Here is a 24,544-nt window from a genome sequence, read left to right as displayed (position 1 = left end):
CCAGCTGGATGTAAAATATATGCCGTAGTAGAAATGCATATCGAAAAAATATGCCTCCCGCCGCCGCGCATCTCCGGAAAGACACCATGGAACTGAGACACCTTCGCTACTTCCTCGCGGTAGCCGAAACCGGTCACGTCACGCGCGCTGCCGAGCAACTCGGCATCCAGCAGCCACCGTTGTCGCAGCAGCTAAAAGCACTGGAAACCGAACTCGGCGTGATCCTGTTCGAACGCCAGCCGCGCGGTGTTGAACTCACCGCCGCCGGCCGTGCACTGCGCGTGGACGCGCAGGACATCTTCGCCCGCCTGGAACGGATGCGCCAGCGCATGCACCGGATGGCGCGAGGCGAGGAAGGCACGCTGTCGGTGGGCTTCACCAGTTCCGCCGCGGCGCACAAGCTGACGCCCGAAGTTCTGCGCGCCTGCCGCCGCCAATTCCCTGGTATCGCGCTCAAGCTCAACGAGAGCAATGCCGCCGAAGTCGGCGAGCAACTCACCGCGGGCAGGTTAGATGTCGCACTACTGCGCGCCCCGGTGGGCCGCCCTGAAGGCCTGCGCTTCGACCTGCTGCTAGAGGAGGAAATGGTGATCGCCCTGCCGTTGGACCATCCGCTGCTGCGCAAGCGCGGCGCTTCTGCGCAGGATCCAGTCTCGCTGCGCGCGCTGGCCGATGACGACTTCATCCTGGTGCGACGGCCGGGGGCGCCAGGCATGTACGGCGATCTGCTGAACGTCTGCGAGCAGTTGGGCTTCACGCCTCGCGTGGGTGCGGAAGTCGACCGCATGCTGAGCAACCTCAACCTGGTGGCCGCCGGCGCCGGCGTGAGCGTGGTGCCGGCCTCGATGGCAGGCCTCAACCCACATGGCGTTGCCTATCGCCGCATGCTGGAAGCCGACCGGCTGCGCGCCCCGCTGACCCTGGCCTGCAGGGAGCGGGACGATAACCCCGCCTGCGCGGCGCTGGTCGCGCTGACGCACCGGATTGCAGCACGCCATCGCCGGCAAGGCAAAGCGGCGGCGAGCCAGTGAATCCGGGCTCGCCGCCGCGCACGGCAGGCGTCAATACAGCAGACCGAGTTCGAAAATGCCGCTGCCCGCGCCGGTGCCGGACAGGACACCGCCACTGACCGTATAGGCCCTGGTAACGCCGCCGGCGGCGCCGATCACGCCCAGCACCGGCTGGTTGTACGTCAGCGTGCCGCTGGCGCTGCCGCGGGTGATCGCCAGCCCCGCCAAGTCGGCGTTGAGCTGCGTGCCGTCGCTGACGCTCACGCGGTAGCTGCCATCGGCGGCGCCCGCTGCCAGTGGCAGACTGGCCGGCTGCGGCGCGTAGAGCTGCATGCCATAGGTGGTGGCCGCGCGCGTCAGTACCAGCGGTACCGGCTTGCCGTTGACCATGCCGCTCACCAGCGAACCGCTCAGCGTGCCGCCACCCGTGGTAGGCGATCCGCCCACGAAGTAATCGAAGGCATTGCGCGCGCTGTTCCAGGCGATATAGCCCTTGGTGGTCGCCGTGCAGGCCGCGTCATACGTGATAAAGCCGCCGGTGACCGGGTCCTGGCAGGTCTGCCAGGTAGCAGCCGACGAGCGCAACCGCGCCGAGCCGTTCACCATGCTGGGGGCACCGCCTGCCACCGTGTACTGGATACCGTTGACGTTGTAGATATCCGCCACCGCCTTGTAGTCGCTGCTGACGCTCTGGAATGCCAGCAGCGGCGCAAAGCCGGCGCCGGACGCATTGGCCACCCCGCCCAGCATGACACCGCCGCCTGTCAACGTGAACAGCGCGCCGTTTTCGCCGCTGGCGAAGGTACAGCCGCCCTGGGCCACCAGCCTGCCGCTGCGTACCGCGCCGGTGGCCCGCTGCAGGCTGGCGTCGATGGTCACGGTGTAGTCGAGCGTGGCCGGGTCGAGCCGCACCGTGACTTCCTCGCCGAGCAGATTGCCGCCCTTGTAGCTGGTAGCTGCCGCGGGGAGGTTCAGGCACGACTGGGGCGGCCCGCTGGCGCCCGCGCAACTGTAGTTGATGGCGGCATCCAGGCTGCCCGAACCCTTGTACCTGGGCCACGACGGATACTGGCACAGCGGCCGGGTGCGGCCATAGGTCCGGGCATTGGTATCCATGATAGTGCGGGTACCCGGCGCTACGCCCTGCTCCACCCAGTTCTCCAGCGCGGTCAGCGAATTCCACGCCGGCAGGAAGCTGCCGGTGCCGTGGCCCATGCCGGGCACGGTGTAGAAGCGGATGCCCTGGTCCACCGCAGCCTGCCCGACCCGGCCCGTTACGGCCTGGTACCAGGCAATGGTGGAGTTCGGGCTGATCACCTCGTCGGCCAGGCCGTGCAAGAGGATCAGCCGGCCGCCATGGCGGAGGAAGGCCGACAGGTCCGGATTGGTGGCGTCGGTCAATGCCGAGACCTGCTGCACGCGCGCGGTATAGGGGCCCGGAGCGACAGGGTCGAAGGTGAGCGAGTCGAGGCCGGCGTTGCGGGTGACGAAGTACTTGGCCCACTGGTCGCCGGTCAGGTACATGTTGGCATCGGCTGTGGTGGCCGGATTGCCCGGCACGGGCCGCGTGCCGAGGTCGCGGGTGGTGAACGGGCCCGCCACCAGCGCGCCTTCGAGCAGGTTGTAGCCGCCTGCCACGGTCACGCCGTTGGCGAGCGCGTAGCCGAGCTGCAGCGGCGCTTCGATGGTCTTGACCGTGTCGATCTGCGCATCGGACAGGCAGGTATCGCCCGCATCGGTACCGCCTGGGCAGCGCAGGCTCGCCAGCACCTGCAGGTTGCCGACCCGGCAGCCCTCCACATTGCTGACGACCTGATCGGCCGCGCCGTCGAGCTTGTCGCAGGCGGTCATGGCCGCGCTTTGTACCAGCAGGGTCTTGTTGATATTGAGCCAGCCGGCTCCGCCGTTGCGATAGAGCGCGCGGCCCACCGCCACGTTCGACAGGCGCGTGCCAGTGTAGTTGAGCGCGGGCTCGTTGGCGATCACGCCGTCGTAGTCGGCAGGCCAGCGCTGGATATAACTCAGCGCATCGCGCCCGCCCGTCGAAGTGCCGAGGAAATAGGCACGGTCCGGGGCCTTGCCGTAGCGCTGCCTGAGCAGCGCCAGCGCGGCATCGTGGGTCTTCTTGAGCGTGTCGCCGCCATAGTTGGCCAGCGCCTCGTCATTGGTGCCGAAGCTGCCGTCAGTGATGCTGGCACTCTGGTGGCCGGAATCGTCACCCCAGGTGGCATAACCGCGCGCCAGCGGCGCCGGATCGTCGGGCAGCGAGAAACGCACAGCCTCGGTGCCGTCGATCAGCTTGCCGTCGAAGCCCCCGCCGCCGAATTGGATGGCGCGACCGTTCCACTGCGTGGGCAGGTTGAGCGCAAAGTTGATATTGGGCGCACTGGCGTCCACGGGCAGGATCGCGCCGCGCACCGCGCAGTATTCGCCCAGGGTATTGCCGGCGGCGTCGGCCATCACCAGCGTGGCCGAATCCACCTTTACGCCGCCGCTGGGCACCGCGAGGGCCGATGCCGGCAGGCCGTCGCCGGCGAGTACCATGCAGGCGTCCTGTGCTGATAGCGCCGGAGCGCCGGGCGAGGCGGGCGAGGCGCCGGCCGTGCCACCCGGCGCGGCGGGGGTGGCCGGGCCGGCCTGGTCATCGCCGCCGCAGCCACCGAGCGCCAGGCTCGCCGCCATGGCGGCCACCATCAGGGACCACGCTATCGCGCGGCTGGAACGATCCATCTTCATCTTTCTTGTCTCCTCCATCTCTCCCGGTAGCAAGGGCCCGGGATGTGGAGCGAGACGGTAGCACCGTGGAATATGCAGGTAAAATATATAAATTAAGCTAAAGGCATATTTAAAACATATGGCGACGCCGGGCTACTGAATCGTAAAGCGGATGAGCGCCGGCCCTTGCCCTGACCCGGCGTCGCAACAAAACAATGGGAGACAGCAAGAGAGTGCGGCGGCGAGACGGCGCCGTAGCGCGCCAGGCAAAGCGATCAGTCGTCGCTATTGGGAGGCCGGTCGGGAAACAGCACCTTGGTGAAACCGAGTTGCGTGAAATCCCCACTCGGGTGAGGAGCCCCCGGGATTCCTAGATCCTATGTAGCGGGCCACCTGGCTCAAGCGCCTGAAAGGCGTCGGCGACATCGGTGCATCCCGCCTCACGCTCGAGTTGTTCTGGCGGCAGTTCGGCAACCGCCGCCAACTCGGCGCGTGCGTAGGACTCGTGCCCCAGCCCTACGACAGTGGCCAGAGCTGGGTCGACCAGGGCATTAGCAAACAAGGTAACCGACAAGTGCGCGTCCAACTCATCGAGATGGCATGGGGCTGGCTGCGATACCAGGCGGGCAGTGCGGTCGCACGATGGTTCAACGAGCGCACCCAAAGCACCGGGCCGAATCGCCGTGCCCACCGCATTGCCATCGTCGCGCTCGCCAGGCGCCTGGTAATCGCACTGTGGCGTTACCTGAAGGAGGGCATCATTCCCGAGGGAGCCCAGTTCAAACCGGCATGAAGCCGAAAATGGCATCTCGCTTGAGGTTCAAAGGGTTGAGGTGAGCTGTGCCCGCAATTCCGCTGGGTTGCTGAACGCAATCGAACATTAGATGGGGCACATCTTCCGGATCGCGCTATCTGGCGCCGCGCGCATAAAGGATGAGGCAGGTACAACTCCGGCGGATAGAAGTTGGTGAGACGTCGATGTCTCACTTGCGCAATGACCGCCTCCCTCACATCAAGTCCAGACCGTGGCTCCGAGCTGGGGGAATACTTATGACCTGAATCCTTACTCAGGAGCCTCATCGCTACTTGACTTCATAGAAGCGGAAATACCGATTCTCAACACATGGTCTCCAGCCTATCGAGCTGGCGCTGATCGATAACCGGGCCAACGGCTGTGTCAGGGGCGTTCGAAGTTGCAGGCGTCATTGAACGCATTCAACGCCTTCGCCAGAGCATGCGAGCGCCCGCGGGCGGCGATGAATGCGCGGGGCTTGTGGTTCGCTTCCTTCGTGGTCGTCGGAGTGTTGGCCATAAATTCCATTAAATGGAATTAAGGAGGTGTCTGTCGTCGTCTGAGTCGTTATGCTTCTGTCCACGGCCGCATATCGTCGGCAATGATAAGGATGCACATCGACGACCGCTTTGCGTAGCGCGCACGCGCCGTCCTGGCACTCGCGTGCCAGGGGCTGATGGGGCTTGCCGCCATGGCACTCACATTTACCGTGAACCTGCAAATATGAGCAGCGCTGCGCCTGGCTTGCCCGCTAGCAAGGCTCTCGTCCGTTCATTCATTCAAAAGAAAATCCAGAGTTGGAGACAAGAAGGATGAATTCGACCCACAAAACACTGGGCCTTTGGCTGACCGCCATCGCCTGCGCGGGTGCGGTGGCAACGGCACAGGCGCAACAGCAGTCGTTCCCAAACCGCCCGGTGCGAGTGGTCGTGCCTTTCCCTGTGGGCGGCACGCTCGACGGGCCGGCACGCCTGCTGGCGGCCACGCTGGCTCGAGTGTCGGGGCAGCAGTTCGTCGTCGACAACAAAGCGGGTGCGGGCGGCACAGTGGGCGCCGGGGAGGTCGCGCGCGCTCCGGCTGATGGCTACACGCTGCTAGTGACCTCCAGCGCGGTACCAATCTCGCAGGTGCTCTACAAGAGCGTGCCTTTCGATTCTGTCAAGAGCTTTCGGGAAGTCGCAATGTTCGCCGAGATGCCTTCTGTGATTGCGGTTAATCCACAGCGCGTGCCCGCGAAGACGCTTGCCGAGTTGATTTCCTATGCTAAAGCCAATCCTGCGAAGCTCAGCTACGGTTCGCCCGGTTCTGGCACAGGTGCGCACCTCGCGGCTGAGATGTTCAAGTACCACGTGGGCATCGACATGCTTCACGTTCCCTATCGCGGTGCGGCGCCGGCTGTGACCGACACCCTTGGAGGGCAGATCGAGATGGTCATCGCTGGCCAGTCCTCAGTGGCGCAGCAGATCGCGGCGGGCAAGCTGCGCGCGCTCGCGGTGACCACCGCGAAGCGCTCGGCCCAGTTGCCGGACGTGCCTGCGGTCGCCGAGGTGTCAAAGGGCTACGAGGCGACCACCTGGCTCGGTCTGGCTGCGCCCGCCCACACACCCGACCCGGTGATGCAGAGGCTCACGGCGCTCATGCGCGAGGCCATGAAGGACGCCGATCTTCGCAGGAAGCTCGTCGACGCGGGCGTCGCGCCGATCCTCAAGGAGGAGATGGAGGCGAGCGAACATATCGCCCGCGAGGTGGCGAGTTACGGCGCGCTGGTCCGCAAAGCCAACATCCACCTCGAATGAATGCGCCGGCTCTTCTTCTCATGGTCGGACGCCGGATGCGCTGCATTGGCCTTAGTGCCTGCCTCTGCGTCGGCACGCTGCTGACCGCCGTGGGCACAGACGCGGCCGATGCACCGCAGGCCCCCGGCTACTACCGGCTCAGGCTCGGCGACTTCCAGGTCACGGTGCTATTTGACGGCGCTCGCACGATGTCTGCCAAGGCCACGTTGCGCAATATTGACGAGGAGAGCATCAGCACTTTGCTGGCCCGCGGCGGCGAACCCGATGAGGTGATGACCTCGTTCAACGCATTCCTGATTGACACCGGTTCCCGGCTCGTGCTTGTGGACACGGGCGGTGGCAACATGTTTGGCGCCGGGCTAGGGCACTTGGTCGCAAACCTGCAGGCTGCGGGCTACCGGACCGAGCAGGTCGGCGAGATCCTGCTGACCCACATGCACGTCGATCACGTCGGCGGGCTCGTGACTTTCGACGGCCGCCGAGTCTTTCCCAATGCCACGGTGCATGCGAGTCGCGTCGAGGCGGGTTACTGGCTGTCGGCAGAAAATCGCGATGCCGCGCCGCAGGCGATGCGGTCCTTTTTCAAGAGTGCACAGGACGCTCTGAGGCCCTATGCCCAAGCCAACCGCCTCGCACTCTTCGACGGCGAGACCGAGTTACTGCCCGGCATCCGCGCCATCGCGTTGTCGGGCCATTCGCCAGGGCACACCGGCTACCGGGTGTCGTCGCAGGGCAGGCAATTGATGCTCTGGGGTGACCTGGTACACATGGGCGTGGTGCAGTTCGCACGGCCCAAGACGGGATTTCGCGCCGACAGCGACCTGGTCGGCGCGGCCACTGTGCGGCAGCGCATTTTCGAGCAAGCTGCGCGTTCGGGCGTGCTCATCGGCGGCTCACACCTCGCATTCCCGGGTTTGGGCTACCTGCGTGCAGAGCGCACGGGCTTCCGCTGGTTGCCGCTCGCCTACGACACGGTGCCCTGAACGGCTTGCTGAGCGGCGCCGGGCAGTACGGCTACTTCAACACCGCGTTGACCTGCGTCATGAGTTGGTGCAGCGTTCGCGCGAGTTCTTCGACCAGGTCGGCCAGCGGCGGGCCACCGATCAGCACTGAGACATTGAAGGCATGGCCCGCATATCCGCGCAGCGGCGCGGCAACCGAGACGATGCCGGTCTGCCAAGTCGCGCTGCAATAACCCTTGGTATGACACATCGCGATTGCGGTCTGGATCTCGCACTTGAGCGCGGACCACTGGGCCGAGTGCTTGGCCTGCAGCGCACGCAAGGTGGTCGCGAGTTCGGCGGCACCGAGTGTGGAAAGGTGGGCACGTCCTAGCGCTGTCAGCGCCATTGGGATGCGAGAGCCAGTGGTGACGTGCCGGAACACCTCGCTACGGCTCTTTCGGATCGAGCCGAGGTAGACCATGTTGGTGCCATCGCGCAACGCGAGCCCGACGTTGATGCGCCGCCCTTCGGCCACGCTGCGCATCAGCGGCTGCGCGAAGTGGAAGACCTCGGAGCTCTGCTGCATCGCGAGCCCGAGGCTCAACAGCGGTGGGCCGAGTCGGTAAACGCCGGCGTCGGGCAGATAGTCGAGGAATCGCTCCTGCACCAGCGTCTGCGTGAGCCGGCTTACGGTGGATCGCGGTAGGCAGGTGCGTTCGGCCAGCTCGCTGTTACTCAGCGTGGTTACGCCCGGGCCGAAGGCGCGTAGCAGTTGCAGGCCGCGCTCGAGCGAACGGTTGTTCTGCTGCTGCCGCTTGAGGGCGGGCACGGCCGCTCCTTCGGCATTCCGCGGCGAGTGGGGAGGGCGGCTCATGGGGTGCGCGGCGTCGGGCATGGCATCACGTAAGCATAGCATTCAAGATGCCGCGCGCGGTGGGCCCCGGCTCAAGCAAGGGCCGCAGGACGCAGTGAGGGATCGAGCCGCTTCATAGCCGAGTCGGGATAGCGCTCGCCCGCGGGCAGGATCCGCTCCAGTGCCTGCAGCAGATCGTCGCTCAACTCGAGCTTAAGCGCTTCCAGGTTTTCCTGGATTTGCGCCGCGGTGGTGGCCCCCACGATCGGCACGACTTGGTGCGTGCGCAGGATCCAGGCGATCGCAAGCTGCGCCGGCGAGGCACCGAGTGCACGCGCTTGCGCGCGAACTTCCTCGACCAGCGCGAGGTTCTTCATGAAGTTTTCGCCCATGAAGCGCGGGTATTCCTTGCGCTGGTCGCCGTCGGGGATGTCGGCGGGCGTCTTAATCTGGCCCGTGAGGAAGCCGCGACCCAGCGGCGCATAGCCGAAGAATCGGATGCCGTACTCGCGGCAGGCGGCCAGCGTGTCGTACTCGGGATCGCGGCTCCAAAGCGAGTATTCTGCCTGAACAGCCGAGATCGGGTGCACCGCCAGCGCACTGCACAGTGATTGGCGGCTGACCTCACAGAGGCCAAGCTCGCGCACCTTGCCTTTCTCCACCAGGCGTTTCATCGCGCCCACGGTGTCGGCCACGGGGACATTGGGGTCGATGCGGTGCAGGTAGTACAGGTCAATGTGGTCGATGCCCATGCGCCGCAGGCTTGCGTCGCATGCGGCTTCGATGCGCTCTGGACGTGCATCGAGGCCGCGCTCATCGGAGCGCACACCGAACGTAAAGCCGACCTTGGTGCAGACCTGCACGTCCTGGCGGCGGCCGCGGATGGCTTCACCGACCAGCACCTCGTTGTCGCCATCGGCATAGAGATCGGCTGTGTCGACCCAAGTCTGGCCGGCGTCGAGGAAGGCGCGGATTGTGGCAATGGCGTCCGAGCGTGTGACCGAGCCGTAGCAGCCCGTCATGGCCATGGTGCCGAGGGCGATTGCCTGGTCGTGTCGTGTCGCGTTCATTCGAGTCTCCTTGTGGTTGGGGAAAAAAAGAATTAGGTGCGAATCGAGAACGGGTCGTCGTCGGTCTCGGTCGTGTTGATCATCACATTCTGTACAGTGAGATAAGCGTGCAGGCCCTCGGAGCCGCGCTCGCGGCCGAAGCCGCTGCCCTTGCGGCCGCCGAAAGGCGCCTGCACTGCGCCCACGCGGTAGGCATTGATCCAGACGTTGCCACATTCGAGCCGTCCCGCCACACGGTGGGCGCGCGCGACGTCGCGGGTCCAGATGCCGCCGGCCAGACCGAACTCGGAGTCGTTGGCGATGCGCACTGCCTCGTCCTCGTCTTCGAAGGGCAGCACGGCGAGCACGGGGCCGAAGACCTCGTGGCGCGCGATGTCCATGTCATTGCGCACGTCGGCGAACACCGTGGCTGGTACAAACAGGCCGCGTTCGGGTACCTGTTGGCCTGTGGCGCCCGGGCCAGCGACCATGCGCGCTCCGCCGTTTTGGGTCTGTTCGATTACGCCGAGCAGGCGAGTGTGCTGCGGTCCGTTGGCCACCGGGCCCATCTGGGTGTCGGGCTGCATGGGATCACCCAGGCGAATCAGGCGCGCACGCCGGCCCAGTTCCTCGATCATCTGCGCATAAATCGGCCGTTGGACCAGGAGCCGTGAGCCAGCGATGCAGGTCTGGCCGCCCGCGGCGAAGATGCCTGCAATCGCACCGTTGATCGCACGGGGAATGTCCGCATCGGCGAACACGATGTTGGGCGACTTGCCTCCGAGTTCCAGCGTCACTGGCACCTGTCGTGCCGCGGCCTGTTCCATGACCTTGCATCCTCCAGCGTTGCCGCCGGTGAAGCTGATTTTCCGCACCTTCGGATGGTTGACGAGTTCAGCGCCAGTTTCGCCCGCTCCCGTGACCACGTTGACTGCGCCGGCTGGGAAGCCAGCCTCCTTGAAGAGCTTGGCGAACTCGAGAGTGGTGATCGGCGCGAATTCCGAGGGCTTGACCACCGCACAGTTGCCGGCCGCGAGAGCGGGCGCTAGCTTGTTCGAGAGGATCGCCATTGGGCTGTTCCACGGCGTGATCAGTGCCACCACGCCAAAGGGCCGGTAGACAGTAAAGTCGACCATATGGGCGTCGTCTAGCGGGAGGTATTCGCCGTGGATCTTGTCGGCATAGCCGGCGTAATAGCGGTAGCTGCGCGCGGCGAAGCGCACCTGCGTGAGCGTTTCCTTGTAGAGTTTGCCGTTATTGCGGGTCTCGAGTTCGGCGAAGCGCTCGGCCTGCGCGTCGAGCAGATCGGCCAGCCGGTTCATGAGCCGGCCGCGCTGATAGCCATTGGTGGCCGACCAGGCAGTCTCGAAGCAGCGCTGCGCGGACATCACGGCGCGGTCCACGTCGGCGGCCGTTGCCAGCGCGACGGTGCCCCATTGTTCCTGCGTGTACGGGTTCATCACCGGCAGGCGCTGCGTGCTTTCGGAGAGGACTTCCTCGTGCCCGATCCACAGGCCTCTGTCATGGTTCATTTTTTTCTCCTTTGATGCATTTGTTGCCCCTTTGTAGGTGCGACAGCAAGCTACAGCGAGCGGCCGCCGTCGACGATGAGTGTCTGTCCGGTCATGAAGTCTGGCGCATGCGTCGCGGCCCAGACCACGGCCTGGGCGACCTCGGCTGGCGTGCCGAGCCGCCCCACGGGGATATGCGGCAGGTAGCGCCGCATTGCGGCGTCCCAACTTTCGCCAGGCTGCAGGAATTTGCCGAACATCGGCGTTGCGAGCGAGCCCGGCGCCACCGAATTGACGCGTATCGCATCCGGCGCGAGTTCTAGCGCGAGCGATTGTGTGAGTGAAATCGCGGCGGCTTTTGTGGCGCAATAGGCGCTGAGGCCGCTACGGGCGCGCACGCCGGCCACAGAGGTGACATTGACGATCGCGCCCGACTTGCGCGCTCGCATCGAGGGCACGACGGCGCGTGCCAAGTTCACGATGCCCATCACATTGACCCCCCAGCTACGCTGCCATTGCGCATCGTCCAAGTCGTCGAATGGCAGGTTTGCGTGTGGCAAGCCAGCGTTGTTGACTAGCACGTCGATGCGGCCCCAGCGAAACTCGACCGCCGCGACGACCTCGCGCACCTGGGCGGCGTTGCAGACGTCACAAGCCACCGCCAGCGCGCTTCGGCCCTCGGGATCAAGATGGTGCGCCTGGGCCTGCGCGGCTTGCGCGTCGATGTCGAGCACCACGGTGGCGTAGCCGCCTGCATGAAGCAGCGTGGCAGTCTCCTGGCCCACGCCGCTCCCCGCGCCCGTGCCGAGAGCGACTTTCTGTTCGTTCATGAATCGGCTTCCGATTGAGAAATGCGGTGGACGGCTGCGCTTAGGCGCAAACCGGCGGGTGCTGGAGAACGGTCTTCTTGCGCAAATAGGCATCGAGGCCTTCGATGCCCGACTCGTGCCCGTGACCGGAGGCTTTGATGCCGCCGAGCGGTGTCTCGGCGCGCGAGAGTACGACGGTATTGATGCCCACCATGCCAGCATCGAGTGCGTCGCTGGCCTCGGTGGCGCGCGCGAGCGATTCGGTGAACACGAAGGCGCCGAGGCCGTAGGAAGTGTCGTTGGCGCGGCGGATTGCATCATCCGCGTCGCTGAAGGTGGCGATCGGTACGATCGGGCCGAAGGCTTCCTCGCGCATTACCAACGCGTCGTCGGGCACATCGTCAAGCACGGTTGGCGCGAAGAAGAACCCGTGTCGGTCGAGCCGCCCGCCGCCGGTGCGTACGCGCACACCGCGGCGGCGGGCGTCGTCCATGAACCGCTCCATCGCCTCGAGCCGGCGCGCGTTGCACAGCGGTCCCATTGCGACGCCTGGTTCAATCCCCGCACCCACCCGCAGCGCGCTTGCGCGAGCTTTGATACGGGCCGCGAAGCGTTCAGCGATGCGCTCGTGGACATAGAAGCGGCTCGGCACGTTGCATACCTGGCCCGCGTTGCGGAACTTGGCGATGGCGCAAAGATCGGCTACCGCTTCCACGTCGACGTCGTCGAACACGAGCACGGGCGCGTTGCCGCCGAGTTCCATTGTCGTGACGAGGTCGTGGTCCACCGCGAGATGGCCCAACGTCCTGCCAACCGCGATCGAGCCTGTGAGAGAGACTTTGCGTATCACCGGGCTGCGCAGGAGCTGGGCGGAAATGCGCGCGGGGTCGCCGAGTACGAGGTTCGCTACGCCCGGCGGCAATCCGGCTTGCGACAGGCATTCAAGCACGGCCACCGCGGTTGCGGGCGTTTCCTCGGAAGCCTTGAGCACGATGGAACATCCCGCCGCAAGCGCGCCGCCGAGCTTGCGCGCGACGGTGGTGCCCGGGAAGTTCCACGGCGTGAAGGCCGCCACGGGGCCGACTGGCTCGGACAACACCATAAGACGCGTGCCTGCGGGGCCAGGCACGATGCGACCGTAGGCGCGGCGGCCTTCCTCCGCGTACCAATCGATTACGTCTGCTGAAGTCTGAATCTCGGCGGCGGCTTCAGCCAATGGCTTGCCTTGCTCGAGGCACAGATGTATCGCAGCAGGTTCTGCGCGTTCGCGCAGCAGGCGAGCGGCCTCCCGCAAGATGCGGTAGCGCGCGTCGGGCGCTGTCGCGCGCCACACCGGGCCCATGCGCTGCGCCATGTCGAGTGCGCCGGCCACGTCGGCCTCGCTCGCATGGGCGAAGTTTGCGAGCATCTCGCCGGTCGCAGGGTCGAGCACGGTCTCAGTGGCGGCACCGGAACCGTCGGTCCATTCGCCGCCGATGAACTGGCGGATACGCGAAAAAGGGTAGAAGGTCATCGTCGAGGTCCTCGGATAGGGGCTTCTCAGACCACCGGCATCGGCCGGCCGGCGGATTCCTGGATCGAGATCGCCGTGACCAGCGAGAACGTTGCGGTCCCCATCAACATCCAGGCGGGCGCATGCGACTGGCCAGTGACGGCGATGAGCCAGGTCGCGAGGTAGGGTGCCGAGCCACCCGCGAGGATGGCGGCAAAGTTGTAGCCGAGGCTGAAACCGCTTAGGCGCACACGCGCCGGAAACATCTCGCAGTAGGCCGCCAGAATCACGCCAAGGTAGACGGCCTCGATTTGCCCGAGCACAAACTGGGCCGCGAAAGCCGCGAGTGCCGACTGTTTCATCAGCACGAACATCGGGTAGGCCAGCAGCAGGTTGGCGATGCACACACCCACGAGCAGCGGCTTACGACCGATGCGATCGGTGATCCGACCCCAGAAGGGGATCGCCATAGCCGCGAACAGCAGAGTGGCCGTGGTCGACCAAGCGGCCTGGCTTGCCGACATGATCGACTGACGCTCGAAGTATGTCGCGAAGTAGGTGAAGACGAGGTAATAGGCCGTAAAGGACACCAGCGAGAGCCCGAATACGCTGAACACGCCACTTGAATGCGCGCGCAGCACCGCGAGCGCCGGGATCTTCGCGGCGCCGCCACGGCTCTCCATCTGCTCGAATTGGTGCGACTCCTCCATCTGCCGGCGCACAGCGAGACCGATGAGGCCCAGCGGCAGTGAGACCAGGAACGGAATGCGCCAACCCCAAGCGAGCAACTGCTCGGGAGTGAGCCAGCCGCGCAGCAGTGCGATGCTCAGGGAGCCGAGCATCGTGCCGACCAGCGTGCCCACCTGCGTTGTGCTCGTGAAATAGCCGCGACGGCTATCTGGTGCGGCCTCGGCCACGTAGGCCGCCGCGCCGCCGAGCTCTCCGCCGGCCGAAAAGCCTTGGATGCAGCGCAACGCGAGCAACAGCAACGGTGCGGCGATGCCGATGTGTCCGTACGTCGGCAGGAAGCCGATGGCCGCAGTTGCGAAGGCCATGCCGAGCACGGACACCGTGAGCGCAGGCCGCCGGCCGTATCGGTCGCCGAGATGCCCCAACAGGATGCCGCCGATGGGTCGTACCACGAAGGCGACGCCGAACACGCCCAGCGTGTAGAGCAGGGCGGCCGCCGGGTTGGCCGAGGGAAAGAACACCTGTGCGAGCGTGGTTGCGAGGAAGGCATAGGCCGTGTAGTCGAAGTACTCGATGACGGTGCCGAAGGCGGCGGCGCGTACGACCCGGCGGATGCGGTGCTCGGCCGCAGGATCGGCGGCGGTGGAGGTGGCTCCGTAGTGGCCAGTTGCGAGAGGTGGAGGGGAAGTCATGCTGTCTCCTGGTTCGTTGGGCCATTGCGGGCCTGCTTTTATGTCAGGGAATGGTGCGTCGTGCCGTGAGGGCTGGCAATGATAGCGTTCCAATTGATGGAATTAAGACAGGATGCGAGGGAGGTGTGCGGCGGATTACGCCGCGGGGAAGATGTTCGCGGAATGCTAGTACGCAGGCTGCGGTTTGGCGTAGCGACGCCACGCAGTAGGCCGAAGGTGACGCGGCAGCGTCTGTAGTCCACGCACGCTAGCGGCTGGCGCGCGCTGCGCATAATTAACGCTTTGGCAGCTGTCGGCAAACGTCCCGCTGAACTATTGCACTTTCATCGCCGCAGATCTGTGGCAAGACCGTGACGCTGGCCTGCACCAAAGGCTTGGGCTACATGGCGCCGACTGTCATTTGCGGCAAGTGTCGCGGATCTGCGCTCTGCGGCGTTCGCCCTCCTAGCCCATCTCAAATGCTTGCTTGCAAAATCGATGCCTGACCTTCATGCGGACAATTCACGTTCCGGTATCTCAGCGTTTGGATTTGAGGGCATTCTATGGCTGCGTATTCCGCGCCTGAAGAATGGAGACAGCAATCCCGATGAAGAAATTTCGTCTACTGATCCTGCAAGACCCTGGCGGATACGCATAACTTTTTGTTTGGCATCGACATAAATTTCCTCTATTGAGCCCCTGGTAGCGATGTGGGACAGTTTCACACCCAAGGCAGCGCGGTTTAGCGTAGCCCAAAAGGAGACACCATGCCATCCCAAGACGTTAAGCCATTCCTTATTGGTGCCGAGTGGACAACTGGCCAAGGCACGCCATTCAAATCAATCAATCCTGCGACCGGAGAATGCAACGGGTTGATTGGCGCTGCAAGTGCAGCGGATGTCAATCGTGCCGTCCAAGCCGCGAAAGAGGCGCAGGCGGATCCGGCTTGGCGCAGCATGCAACCGCATAAGCGGGCTGCTATCCTGCGCCGACTAGCGGATCTGATCGAAGCCGATGCTGAGTCGCTTGCCCTTCGGCAAATGCGCGAGAACGGAAAGCGACTGAAGGAATGCCGCGATCAGGCTCTGGCTGGCGCGGCTGCGTATCGATACTTTGCCGGGATATGCGAGACGATCCCGTCTGAGGTGGCGCCGGCGCGTGGCAATCACCTCTCGATGGTGGTGTATGAGCCGTTTGGGGTAGTCGCGGCGATTACGCCATGGAATTCGCCTCTGACGTTGGAATCGCAAAAGGTTGCAGCGGCTATTGCCGCGGGCAACGCCGTGGTTCTGAAGCCCTCCGAGTTCACACCGACCATCGCTTTGCGCGTGGCAGAACTGGCCCTGGAAGCGGGTCTGCCCAGTGGCATCCTCAACGTCGTCACGGGACTCGGTGGCGAAACCGGAGCTGCCTTGGTGAGCCATCCCGATGTGCGTCTGATCTCCTTTACCGGAGGCACAGCCACAGGTAAGGCGATCGCCCGTGAGGCCGCCAGCCGCATGGCCGCGGTCGCGCTGGAGCTTGGTGGCAAGTCACCCCACATCGTATTCGCGGATGCGGACCTCGGGAAGGCGCTGGAGGGCGTGCTGTACGGCATCTTCTCGTCGACGGGCCAGTCGTGTATCGCGGGCTCGCGCCTGTTCGTGGAGCGAGGCATTCACGATACCTTTGTAAAGCGACTCGTCGAGATAACGGGGGACCTAAAGATCGGGCCGCCGGATGCGGCCGATACCGACATTGCACCGCTTTCGTCCTTTATCCATCGCGACAAGGTCGAGGCCATGGTTACGATGGCCCGCGAGGAAGGTGGAACAATCCTGGCGGGTGGAACTCGGCCGGTCGATTCCGCGCTGGCGAACGGCGCTTACTTTCTGCCCACGATTATCGGCGACGTGAGCAATGACGCCAAAATTTGCCAGCAGGAAGTGTTTGGCCCGGTGCTGTGTGTGCTGCCGTTCGACGACGAGACTGACTTGGTGCGCCAAGCCAATGGCACCGCGTTCGGGCTTGCGGCAGGCGTGTGGACCAATAATATGGCCAAGGCCTGGCGTATTTCGCGCGCGTTGGAGGCCGGCACGGTCTGGATTAACACATACAAGCAGCTCTCCGTCTCCGTGCCGTTCGGCGGTGTCAAGGAGAGTGGTAGCGGGCGTGAGAAGGGCTTTTGGGGAATTCGGACCTACCAGGAACCGAAGACTGTGATGTGGGGCTTGGAATGACCGAGGCAACTCCCGCGCCGCGTCTCGGCTTTATTGGGCTGGGCGTGATGGGCGCGCCAATGTGCGCCAATCTTGCCCGCAAGGCCGGCACGTCCACTATCTGTTTCGACGTAAATACGTCCAGGACGACTGCTCCGCGCGAAGCAGGAGCGAAGGTTGCACGCTCGGTGGCCGAGGTGGCGCAGTCAGCCGATATCGTATTTCTCTGCTTGGCTGACGGCGATGTTAGCAAAGCCGTGGGCAGCGAGATTTTTTCGGCCTGGCATTCCGCAGGAAGGTGCGGGATCTTGGTCGATACTGGCACCACATCGATCCATATCACACGCCACCTGAATGCGTATGCGCTCGCGACCGGTCAAGTGTTCGCCGACGCGCCGGTGGCAAGAATGCCGGAGGCTGCGATCCACGGCACTCTTAGCATTATGGTCGGCGGCACGTTAGAAACCGTCGAGGCCGTGATGCCTTGGTTGCGCTGTATGGGAACGGACGTCACGCATTGCGGGCCAGTCGGCACCGGGCAGGTGGTGAAGATACTTCACAACACTTTTCTGTTTGAGACAGTCCACGCATTATCGGAGGCGCTGGCGATTGCGCGTCGTAACGGGGTGGAGGGCGAGGTACTGTTTCGGGCTATGGAGCTGGGTTCGGCCGACTGCCGCGCCGTCCGCGTGCAGGGTCGGCAGGCCCTGCTTCCAGGCGCATATCCGGCCGGCAAGTTTCCGACGCGCTACGCGCTGAAGGACGTCTCACTGGCGTTGGAGTTGGCCGAGGCGGTGCAGGTTAACGCCGCACTGGGTCGGCACACTGCCGACATGCTGAGACGGACCTGCCAAGAGGGCGGCGCAGACCGTTATTACCCCGTGCTTTACACGCTGATCGGCGATGGTGCCGACCCCAGTGGGGCGATCTGAACACGGTGAGCGAGTTCAAAGAACTGGAGACAATAGATGCAAAAGACTTTGCTTGCGACGATACTCGCCTTTGGCTTTGCGGGCGTTGCTACCTCGCCCTTGGCGATTGCAGCCTATCCGGATAGGCCCGTCAGTCTGGTGGTGCCTTTCCCCGCCGGCGGAGCAACCGATGCTATGGCACGGCTTCTAGCCGAACGGCTGAGCAAACAACTCGGCCAATTGGTAATCGTGGACAATCGAGGGGGCGCTGGCGGATCTGTAGCGGCAGAATACACGCTGGCAGCGCCCCGGGACGGCTACACGTTGTTCTTCGCCACCACTGGCACGATGGCCATCAATCCGCATATCTATCGGAAGCTGAAATACGACCCACAGAAGGATTTCACGCCGATCGGAACCTTGGCGAGCGCTTCAAATGTGCTCGTTGTCGGCGCGCAGGTCAAGGCACGTACTGTAGCTGAACTGATCACATTGGCTAAAGCCAATCCGGGCAAACTGACCTACGGTTCCGCTGGCATAGGTAGCTCCAGCCACCTGTCTGGCGCACTGTTCGCTTCGATGACCGGCACCGAGCTGTTGCATGTGCCATATCGCGGTTCCGCGCCGGCGTTGGTCGATTTCCTGGCCGGTCGGGTCGATATGATGTTTGATACGGCCTCCACGCACGCACCAAATGTACGCGCAGGCAAGGTGAAGGCACTTGCGGTGACTAGCATCAACGGGTCGTCAGCATTCCCCGGCGTGACTTCGATCGCGGCAGCCGGCGTGCCGAAGTATGATGTGACAATCTGGTTTGGGCTCGTGGCGCCCACCGGTATCGCAAAGCCGGCAACTGACCGGCTCGTGGCGGCCATGCGCGGCGTGCTGCAGACACCTGACCTTAGGGGGGCGCTGGCCGCCCTGGGCACCGAGCCGCTGTCGAAGTCACCAACCGAGTTCGCTATGTTTATCCGGCAGGAGAACGAGCGTTGGGACAAGATGGCCAAGATTGCGGGCGCTACTGATCTGGATTGAACGGGCTGGCGGTGCCGGTCGCACTCAGCAACCACTCGCGGAAGATCCGAAAGGCGCATGATAGCGACGCGCCGGTCGGATACACCAGGTAGTAGCCGCCGTCAAGCCGATGGACGTGATCGAATGGCGAGACAAGTTCTCCAGCCGCCAGATAGCCCTCAACCAACACGCGAATCCCAATGGCGATGCCTGCACCCTGTAAAGCGGCCTCGTAGGCCATTGCTGAGTTCTCGAACTTCATCCCGTCATGTGCACCGATGCCTGCCACCCCGCTGCCGCTGAGCCATGCAGACCAGTCGTCAGGGCGCGACATCGAATGGAGGAGCGTGATGTGTCGCAAGGCGTCCACGGGCGCGGATGCGTTGCCTTCCAACAGTCCCGGCCGGCACACAGGTATTACTCAGCAGTCAGAAATATATGCGACAGAAGGATGGCGGAAGAATGAGCGTACAAGCGTCGGGTTTTCCGCCACGGTTTGAAGCTGTTCGTTAACCTTTTGTTGCAGGTCCTCACCTTTACGAAGAGGCCTGCGTGCCACACCTGTGCGCTTGGTATGACTCCACACCAACTCGTCTGGATTAAGGTCGGGCGAGTAGCCAGGCAAGAAGTGCAATGCGAGCTTGCCCTTTGTCGATTGAACGTAGCGCTTCACGCATGCCTTCTTGTGCGCGGGCAGTCCATCGACCACCATGTGCACGCTGTTTTTTCGCCCGCGCATCAACTTTTTGAGGAGTTCGACGAACAGCTCTCCCGTCAGACCGCCTTTGTAGGTGGCGAACCAGAAGGCCCCCTTGGAGTTGACCGCCGACGCGGCACTGATGCTCTGGCGCTGCCCCGGCCGATCGATCACCGGGGTCTTGCCACGCGCACCCCATGTCTTGCCATGCACGGTGTCGGCACGAAAGCCAGACTCGTCCCAGAAGAAAATGTCAGCCTTCTGTGCCTTTGCCGCCTTCGCGATGGCAGGAAAGGTCTCCTTGCGCCATGTCTCAACGGCCATTGGATCGCGTTGATAGGCGCGTTGCAGTGGCTTTTGCGGCGTCAGTCCCCTGCGCGCCAGAAGCGCACCGATGCTAGCCAAGGACAGATCCACTCCGAATTTTTCTTCCACCAACAACTGAACAATCTGGCGCGTCCACAAACCAAAGTCAAAACCGTATTGCGTCGGATTCTTGCCATTGATCCAGCGAAACACCTGGGCTTCTTGGCTGTTCGTGAGTTTGCGTGGCCTGCCACTACCTTTGGTTGAGCGCAAAGCCTGCAAGCCCTTGCCGCGGCCCATGGTCATAGCGCGACATCGGAAGGCCCAGGAACGATGCATGCCAAAGGACTTGGCCACGTCCTCGGGATGCTCACCCTCCCTCATCCGCTGCACCGCCAGTACGCGCATTTCCTCAAGGGTGTTATGCGCCAAGGTTCGTCCATCTCGTTTCATTAACGTCGGATTTCAACAGATCATGGAAGTTCAATTTTTGTCGCATATATTTCTGACTGCTGAGTAGTTCCAGTGGTGTAAGAAAATCCGCGGTCAGCCCCGGCCATACGCCGGTACCAGAGCGGATGGCCGTATCCAGTCCGCTGTGCTCGAAATTCGCCGGACGCAGAGATGCGGACAGGCGTACCTCAAGCTCGGGATGTGCCTTGGAAAATGACGCCAAGCGCGGAATCAGCCAGCGTTGCGCGAAGGTCGTATAAGCTTGAATCGATAACATGTCCCGCCGCCCCCGATGCTTGAGCCCGCTGGTGGCGGCAGCGATCTCGTCAAGAGCGCGCGTGAGCGGCGGCAATAGCCTGGCGCCGTCCTGCGTCAGCTGGATGCTGCGGTGGTTCCGTTCGAACAGCGTGACGCCGAAGTACTCTTCCAACGCCCGCACCTGTTTGCTGACCGCAACCTGGCTGACGCGCATCTCTTCAGCCGCAAGCGTGAAGCTGAGCAAGCGGGCTGCGGCCTCGAAGGCGCGAAGGGGATTTAGGGGGGGGAGGCTAGTGCGCATGATAGGCTGAATAAACGTGCACCGACATGGTGTGCGCAGCATCGAGCCACGGCAATGACTTTCTATTAAGCCTGTCTTCCCTTGGTTGTAAGCAAAACTGAAATATCGCGCAGACAAACTCGTTACGGCGCAGGCAGAACGAGACTGCCGTCGACTCCCGGGCTGCCTTCGCCGCTCTCTTGCGTCAGAAAGTCGATGAACGCACGCAACTTATTCGGCACTCGACGACGGTCAGGATAGTAGAGCGTTAGGCCCGGGAGCGTCGGGCTCCAGTCGGCTAACACGCGCACCAGCCGTCCGTCCGCGAGGAAGCGCTCCAGGTACCCATTGATCATGTAGGCGACGCCCAGTCCGTCTAGCGCTGCCTGCACCAGCGCGGCGGAGTCGTTGAGGATCAGGCGGCCCTTGACCACCAGTTGTACCGACCTGTCATCCTTATGGAAATCCCAGCGTTCCACCTGCCCGCTGGTGACGTGGCGAAAGCCGATGCAACTGTGGGCGGTCAAATCGTCCGGCTCGAACGGCGTGCCGCGGTGGAGCAGATAGTCGGGCGAGGCCACCACATGCGCGGTGATGCGCGGCCCCACGGGTACCGCCACCATGTCGCGCTCGACGAGGTTGCCGAAGCGGATGCCGGCATCAAAGCCGCGACTAACGATGTCGACCAGCGTGTTGTCGACGGAGATTTCCACGTCAATCTTCGAATGGGCCTCAAGAAAGCGCGCAAGCATCGGCTGGAGCACGATCATATAGGCGGCCCTTGGTACGTTGAGCCGCAGCAGGCCACTTGGCTCGCGGCCTTGGTCGCCGAGCGCCTCAGTGGCGTTTATCAGCTCTCGTACAGCCGGCGCGATGCGTGCTAGGTACTGGGCGCCGGCTTCGGTGAGGCTGACGCTGCGCGTGGTCCGGTTAAACAGCGTGATGCCGACCCGCCTCTCCAGCATCCTCACCGACTGGCTGATGGCGGATGGCGTGACCCCGAGCCGTACTGCCGCGGAGGAGAAACTATTGAACTCGGCAACGCAAACAAACGTGGCGAGGCCGTCCAGTTGGTCTTGGGGCATCCAGGGCTCTTCCTTTCATGTGATGGCACTTCGCAGCGCCGCGTCTTTTCGGAGCACTCTAGATTCTACCGTCACGAGTTGCTGCATCGATTATCAACATGCAGTTGCGAAACCTTTAAGCTCCACGGCAGTGCCCCCAATTCGCGCGGGCAGGCCTGTGCCGCTGCTGACTCGCCACATCACACGCAGCATGGACTTTTTTATCTGTTACGGCCACCGCACTGCGTTGCCACCGCGGGTACCGATGGTGGGTTTCCTGGTTGCGCGACTGCAGGAGGGCAACCGCTATCACTTCTCACGCGCCGAGCTAACTGCGTTGCAGGCGACGTCCACCCAACAGTTAATTGGATAGCGTAGTCAGAACGGCGTAAGGCGAAGCACGATCGTCGTGGGCGGCGTGCCGTCACTCGCGCACCAGGCGTCGGTACGCTGAAGGTACTTCCTTCCAATTGAATGCAGCGGCCCGTGGTCCTTCCTTGCAGGCAGCCGTAGGACCTCATAGTGCTGCCGTGCCGGAATGCAGACGTCCTTGCCGCCGCACGACAAGTGTTCAGGCCCTGCGTGTGATCACGCCTGCCGCGGGCAGGACGCGCTCTCCAGCCACATCCTACGGCGCACGTCACCGCCCGGGGGCTAAAGCACAGGTGCTGCCTGACTTTGCAGATCTGCTTCAAAGGGCTTGGCAGTGCGTCTGGTTCTATCGATCAAAGTGAACACGTAGACTTTCGCGAAGTGGGTCTCAGGCTTTTCCCGGCCCGTCCTTTTTTCTAACTAACGAGTGTAGACATGAACATGGATGCCGAAGTGGTGAAACAGGAAAATCGTCCTGCCACGCCTTCCAGCATTTCGCGGCGGACCTTCCTCAAGGGCGGCATTGCCGTCGGCGGTGGGCTGATTATCGGGTTCAACCTGCTTGGGCTGGCGGACCGGCCCGCGCAGGCGAGCGAGGCTGATGGTATCGCAGCGGGCCAGGTATTCGAGCCTAATGCTTTCATCCGCATAGGTCCTGACGGCAAGGTGACTTTCGTGGTGCCGCGCGTCGAGATGGGGCAGGGAACATATACGGCGCTGCCGATCCTGCTGGCCGAGGAGCTTGGCATCACGTTGGAAAGCATAACGCTGGAACACCCGCCAGCGGATACGCGTTATGACAATCCAGCACTTGGCTTTCAAGTGACAGGTGGCTCGACCTCCATCAGGAGTGCATGGGAGCCAATGCGGCGTGCAGGCGCCACCGCGCGAACAATGCTGGTGTCGGCTGCGGCACAGGCTTGGCAAGTCGCGCCGGGCAGTTGCCGTGTCGAAAGCGGTGCGGTGCTGCACCCAACTTCGGGCCGCAAGCTCGGCTATGGCGACCTGGCCGAGCGAGCCGCACGCCTGCCCGTGCCGCAGGATGTGCCGCTCAAACCGGCGGCCGAGTTCAAACTGATTGGCACGCCGATCGGCCGGCCCGATTCGCCGGACAAGGTGACCGGTCGCGCTCGCTATGGGCTCGACGCGCGCCTGCCGAATATGACGGTCGCGGCCGTGCTGACGTGCCCGGTGTTCGGCGGCAAGCTTTCCGCCGTTGAAGACGCGCGTGCGCTGGCGGTCAAAGGGGTACGCCAGGTTGTGAAGCTGGATAATGCTGTGGCGGTTGTCGCTGACCACACCGGAGCCGCTCGCAAAGGCTTGGCTGCGCTCGACGTGCGCTGGGACGGCGGCGCGAACGCTCGCTACTCGACCGAGCAGATGGTCGCCGATCTTGCCCGCGCATCGCTCGCCCCTGGGGCAGTGGCCAGGAAGGAGGGCGACGCACTCTTTACGATGGCGAAGGCCGCGCGGCGCGTCGAAGCCATTTACCAGCAACCGTTTCTCGCGCATGCCTGCATGGAGCCAGTGAACTGTACGGTTCATGTGCGCGAGGATGGTTGCGACCTATGGCTTGGCACACAAGTACCTGGACGCGCACAAGCGGCGGCCGTAGAGGTCACCGGCCTGCCGAAGGAGAAGGTGCTAGTGCATAACCAGTTTCTTGGTGGAGGATTCGGGCGGCGCCTCGACGTCGATTTTGTGACGGAAGCGGTCAAAATCGCGCGTCAGGTCAAGGGTCCGGTCAAGGTGGTTTGGTCGCGGGAGGAAGATACGCGGCACAGCACTTTTAGGCCGTATCACTACAACCGCATCTCGGCAGCCCTCGACGACGACGGGCGCCCGGTAGCGTGGCAGCATCGCGTAACGGGATCGTCGGTACTCGCGCGCTGGGCACCTTCGCGCTTTACCAACAACGTGGATGGAGATGCCATCCGCGATGCGGCGGGGCCGTATATTTCCCCACCATTTTGGTAGAGTATGTGCGGCAAGAGCCCGCGCCGGGCATCATGACTGGTTTCTGGCGCGGTGTCGGCCACACACAGAACGCGTTCGTAGTCGAAAGCTTCCTTGATGAGCTGGCAAGCGCGGCGGGTAAGGACCCCGTGGCATACCGGTTGGCCCTGTTGGACAAACATCCGCGCGCGCGCAGGGTGCTCGAGATGGCTGCAGAGAAAGCCGGCTGGGGCCGGTCAATGCCGGCGCGTAGCGGCCGAGGCGTGGCGCTGACCTTCTGCTTTGGTTCTTATGCTGCGCAAATCTCCGAGGTGGTCGTTGACCCTAGCGGGGAGGTACAGGTCAAGCGCGTTGTGACGGTGATGGATTGTGGTCGTGCGGTTTCTCCCGATACTGTCATCGCGCAGATGCAGGGGGGCATGGTGTTCGGCCTGACCGCGGCGTTGTTCGGAGAAATCACCATAAAGGACGGGCAGGTCGAACAGGGCAACTTCGATACGTACCGGATCATGCGAATCAATGAGACGCCGGTGCTGGAGACTTACTTGGTCGACAGTACGGATGAGCCGGGCGGCGTCGGCGAGGTCTCGACGGTTATGATTGCACCTTCGGTCATGAATGCGATCTTCGCCGCCACCGGTAAGCGCCTGCGGAGCCTGCCAGTCGATTCGGCGCAACTCGCTAAGGCATAGCAATAGGAAG

Annotated in this window: 18 protein-coding genes and 2 pseudogenes; 8 read left to right on the top strand and 12 right to left on the bottom strand. The window is 63.5% G+C overall.

The genetic code is table 11. The features are described from left to right. Nucleotides 1-86: 86 nt before the first annotated feature. Nucleotides 87-1,031, top strand: a complete 945-nt coding sequence (locus ACZY0R_RS38765) for a LysR family transcriptional regulator (protein ID WP_488866534.1) — start codon at nt 87-89, stop codon at nt 1,029-1,031. 30 nt (nt 1,032-1,061) lie between these two features. Here the strand turns inward: ACZY0R_RS38765 and ACZY0R_RS38760 are convergent, their stop codons facing one another. Further along, nucleotides 1,062-3,740 (bottom strand): tannase/feruloyl esterase family alpha/beta hydrolase, encoded by a 2,679-nt coding sequence (locus ACZY0R_RS38760; protein ID WP_488867298.1) that lies wholly within the window; start codon nt 3,738-3,740, stop codon nt 1,062-1,064. 370 nt (nt 3,741-4,110) lie between these two features. On the opposite strand from ACZY0R_RS38760, the pseudogene ACZY0R_RS38755 reads away from it, so the two are divergent. Beyond that, nucleotides 4,111-4,518 (top strand): annotated as a pseudogene (locus ACZY0R_RS38755) (transposase); the annotation flags it as partial. A gap of 384 nt (nt 4,519-4,902) precedes the next feature. Here the strand turns inward: ACZY0R_RS38755 and ACZY0R_RS38750 are convergent. Next, nucleotides 4,903-5,037 carry a hypothetical protein gene (locus tag ACZY0R_RS38750; RefSeq protein ID WP_488866532.1) on the bottom strand — a complete coding sequence of 45 codons (135 nt, stop codon included), beginning with the start codon at nt 5,035-5,037 and terminating at the stop codon, nt 4,903-4,905. 293 nt (nt 5,038-5,330) lie between these two features. Between ACZY0R_RS38750 and ACZY0R_RS38745 the strand changes: the two genes are divergently transcribed. Continuing rightward, nucleotides 5,331-6,314 (top strand): tripartite tricarboxylate transporter substrate-binding protein, encoded by a 984-nt coding sequence (locus ACZY0R_RS38745; RefSeq protein ID WP_488866530.1) that lies wholly within the window; start codon nt 5,331-5,333, stop codon nt 6,312-6,314. Continuing rightward, nucleotides 6,311-7,297: an MBL fold metallo-hydrolase gene (locus ACZY0R_RS38740; RefSeq protein ID WP_488866528.1), complete on the top strand. Its 987-nt coding sequence runs from the start codon at nt 6,311-6,313 to the stop codon at nt 7,295-7,297. Before ACZY0R_RS38745 ends, ACZY0R_RS38740 begins: the two co-directional genes overlap by 4 nt. Before the next feature lie 31 nt (nt 7,298-7,328). Here the strand turns inward: ACZY0R_RS38740 and ACZY0R_RS38735 are convergent, their stop codons facing one another. The 6 genes from ACZY0R_RS38735 to ACZY0R_RS38710 all read right to left on the bottom strand — a co-directional run bounded on the left by ACZY0R_RS38735 (nt 7,329) and on the right by ACZY0R_RS38710 (nt 14,354). Next, nucleotides 7,329-8,087, bottom strand: coding sequence for an IclR family transcriptional regulator (locus ACZY0R_RS38735; RefSeq protein ID WP_488866526.1), 759 nt, complete (start codon nt 8,085-8,087; stop codon nt 7,329-7,331). Between the two features lie 116 nt (nt 8,088-8,203). Next, nucleotides 8,204-9,181 carry an aldo/keto reductase gene (locus ACZY0R_RS38730; protein ID WP_488866524.1) on the bottom strand — a complete coding sequence of 326 codons (978 nt, stop codon included), beginning with the start codon at nt 9,179-9,181 and terminating at the stop codon, nt 8,204-8,206. Between the two features lie 32 nt (nt 9,182-9,213). After that, nucleotides 9,214-10,692: an aldehyde dehydrogenase gene (locus ACZY0R_RS38725; protein ID WP_488866522.1), complete on the bottom strand. Its 1,479-nt coding sequence runs from the start codon at nt 10,690-10,692 to the stop codon at nt 9,214-9,216. Between the two features lie 50 nt (nt 10,693-10,742). Beyond that, entirely contained in the window at nt 10,743-11,501 is a 759-nt protein-coding gene (locus ACZY0R_RS38720) for an SDR family NAD(P)-dependent oxidoreductase (protein WP_488866520.1), read from the bottom strand. A 40-nt stretch (nt 11,502-11,541) separates the two neighbouring features. After that, complete coding sequence (locus ACZY0R_RS38715) at nt 11,542-12,993, bottom strand: NAD-dependent succinate-semialdehyde dehydrogenase (protein WP_488866518.1); 1,452 nt, start codon at nt 12,991-12,993, stop codon at nt 11,542-11,544. Nucleotides 12,994-13,019: 26 nt separating this feature from the next. Further along, on the bottom strand, nt 13,020-14,354 hold the full coding sequence (locus ACZY0R_RS38710) for an MFS transporter (RefSeq protein ID WP_488866516.1): 1,335 nt from the start codon (nt 14,352-14,354) through the stop codon (nt 13,020-13,022). Between the two features lie 746 nt (nt 14,355-15,100). Between ACZY0R_RS38710 and ACZY0R_RS38705 the strand changes: the two genes are divergently transcribed. The 3 genes from ACZY0R_RS38705 to ACZY0R_RS38695 are packed head-to-tail and all read left to right on the top strand — an operon-like array spanning nt 15,101 to nt 18,477. Then, on the top strand, nt 15,101-16,552 hold the full coding sequence (locus ACZY0R_RS38705; RefSeq protein ID WP_488866514.1) for an aldehyde dehydrogenase: 1,452 nt from the start codon (nt 15,101-15,103) through the stop codon (nt 16,550-16,552). Further along, nucleotides 16,549-17,463, top strand: coding sequence for an NAD(P)-dependent oxidoreductase (locus ACZY0R_RS38700; protein WP_488866512.1), 915 nt, complete (start codon nt 16,549-16,551; stop codon nt 17,461-17,463). The genes ACZY0R_RS38705 and ACZY0R_RS38700 overlap by 4 nt, the downstream gene beginning before the upstream one ends. Nucleotides 17,464-17,499: 36 nt before the next feature. After that, on the top strand, nt 17,500-18,477 hold the full coding sequence (locus ACZY0R_RS38695) for a Bug family tripartite tricarboxylate transporter substrate binding protein (protein ID WP_488866510.1): 978 nt from the start codon (nt 17,500-17,502) through the stop codon (nt 18,475-18,477). Here the strand turns inward: ACZY0R_RS38695 and ACZY0R_RS38690 are convergent. The 4 genes from ACZY0R_RS38690 to ACZY0R_RS38675 all read right to left on the bottom strand — a co-directional run bounded on the left by ACZY0R_RS38690 (nt 18,461) and on the right by ACZY0R_RS38675 (nt 21,535). Then, nucleotides 18,461-18,868, bottom strand: coding sequence for a LysR substrate-binding domain-containing protein (locus ACZY0R_RS38690; RefSeq protein WP_488866508.1), 408 nt, complete (start codon nt 18,866-18,868; stop codon nt 18,461-18,463). The genes ACZY0R_RS38695 and ACZY0R_RS38690 overlap by 17 nt on opposite strands. 9 nt (nt 18,869-18,877) lie before the next feature. Then, the gene (locus ACZY0R_RS38685) at nt 18,878-19,912 is read right to left on the bottom strand and encodes an IS630 family transposase (RefSeq protein ID WP_488856757.1); all 1,035 of its coding nucleotides are present in this window, start codon (nt 19,910-19,912) and stop codon (nt 18,878-18,880) included. Then, nucleotides 19,881-20,471: a LysR family transcriptional regulator gene (locus ACZY0R_RS38680; RefSeq protein ID WP_488866506.1), complete on the bottom strand. Its 591-nt coding sequence runs from the start codon at nt 20,469-20,471 to the stop codon at nt 19,881-19,883. Before ACZY0R_RS38680 ends, ACZY0R_RS38685 begins: the two co-directional genes overlap by 32 nt. 122 nt (nt 20,472-20,593) lie before the next feature. Beyond that, on the bottom strand, nt 20,594-21,535 hold the full coding sequence (locus ACZY0R_RS38675) for a LysR family transcriptional regulator (protein ID WP_488866504.1): 942 nt from the start codon (nt 21,533-21,535) through the stop codon (nt 20,594-20,596). 792 nt (nt 21,536-22,327) lie between these two features. Between ACZY0R_RS38675 and ACZY0R_RS38670 the strand changes: the two are divergent. Further along, a pseudogene (locus ACZY0R_RS38670) lies at nt 22,328-24,534 on the top strand (xanthine dehydrogenase family protein molybdopterin-binding subunit). The last annotated feature ends 10 nt before the right edge of the window (nt 24,535-24,544 follow it).

The sequence above is a fragment of the Cupriavidus sp. F041 genome (assembly GCF_057814235.1).
Note: the sequence above shows the minus strand (reverse complement) of the source record. Positions and strands in the feature narration are given on the sequence as shown.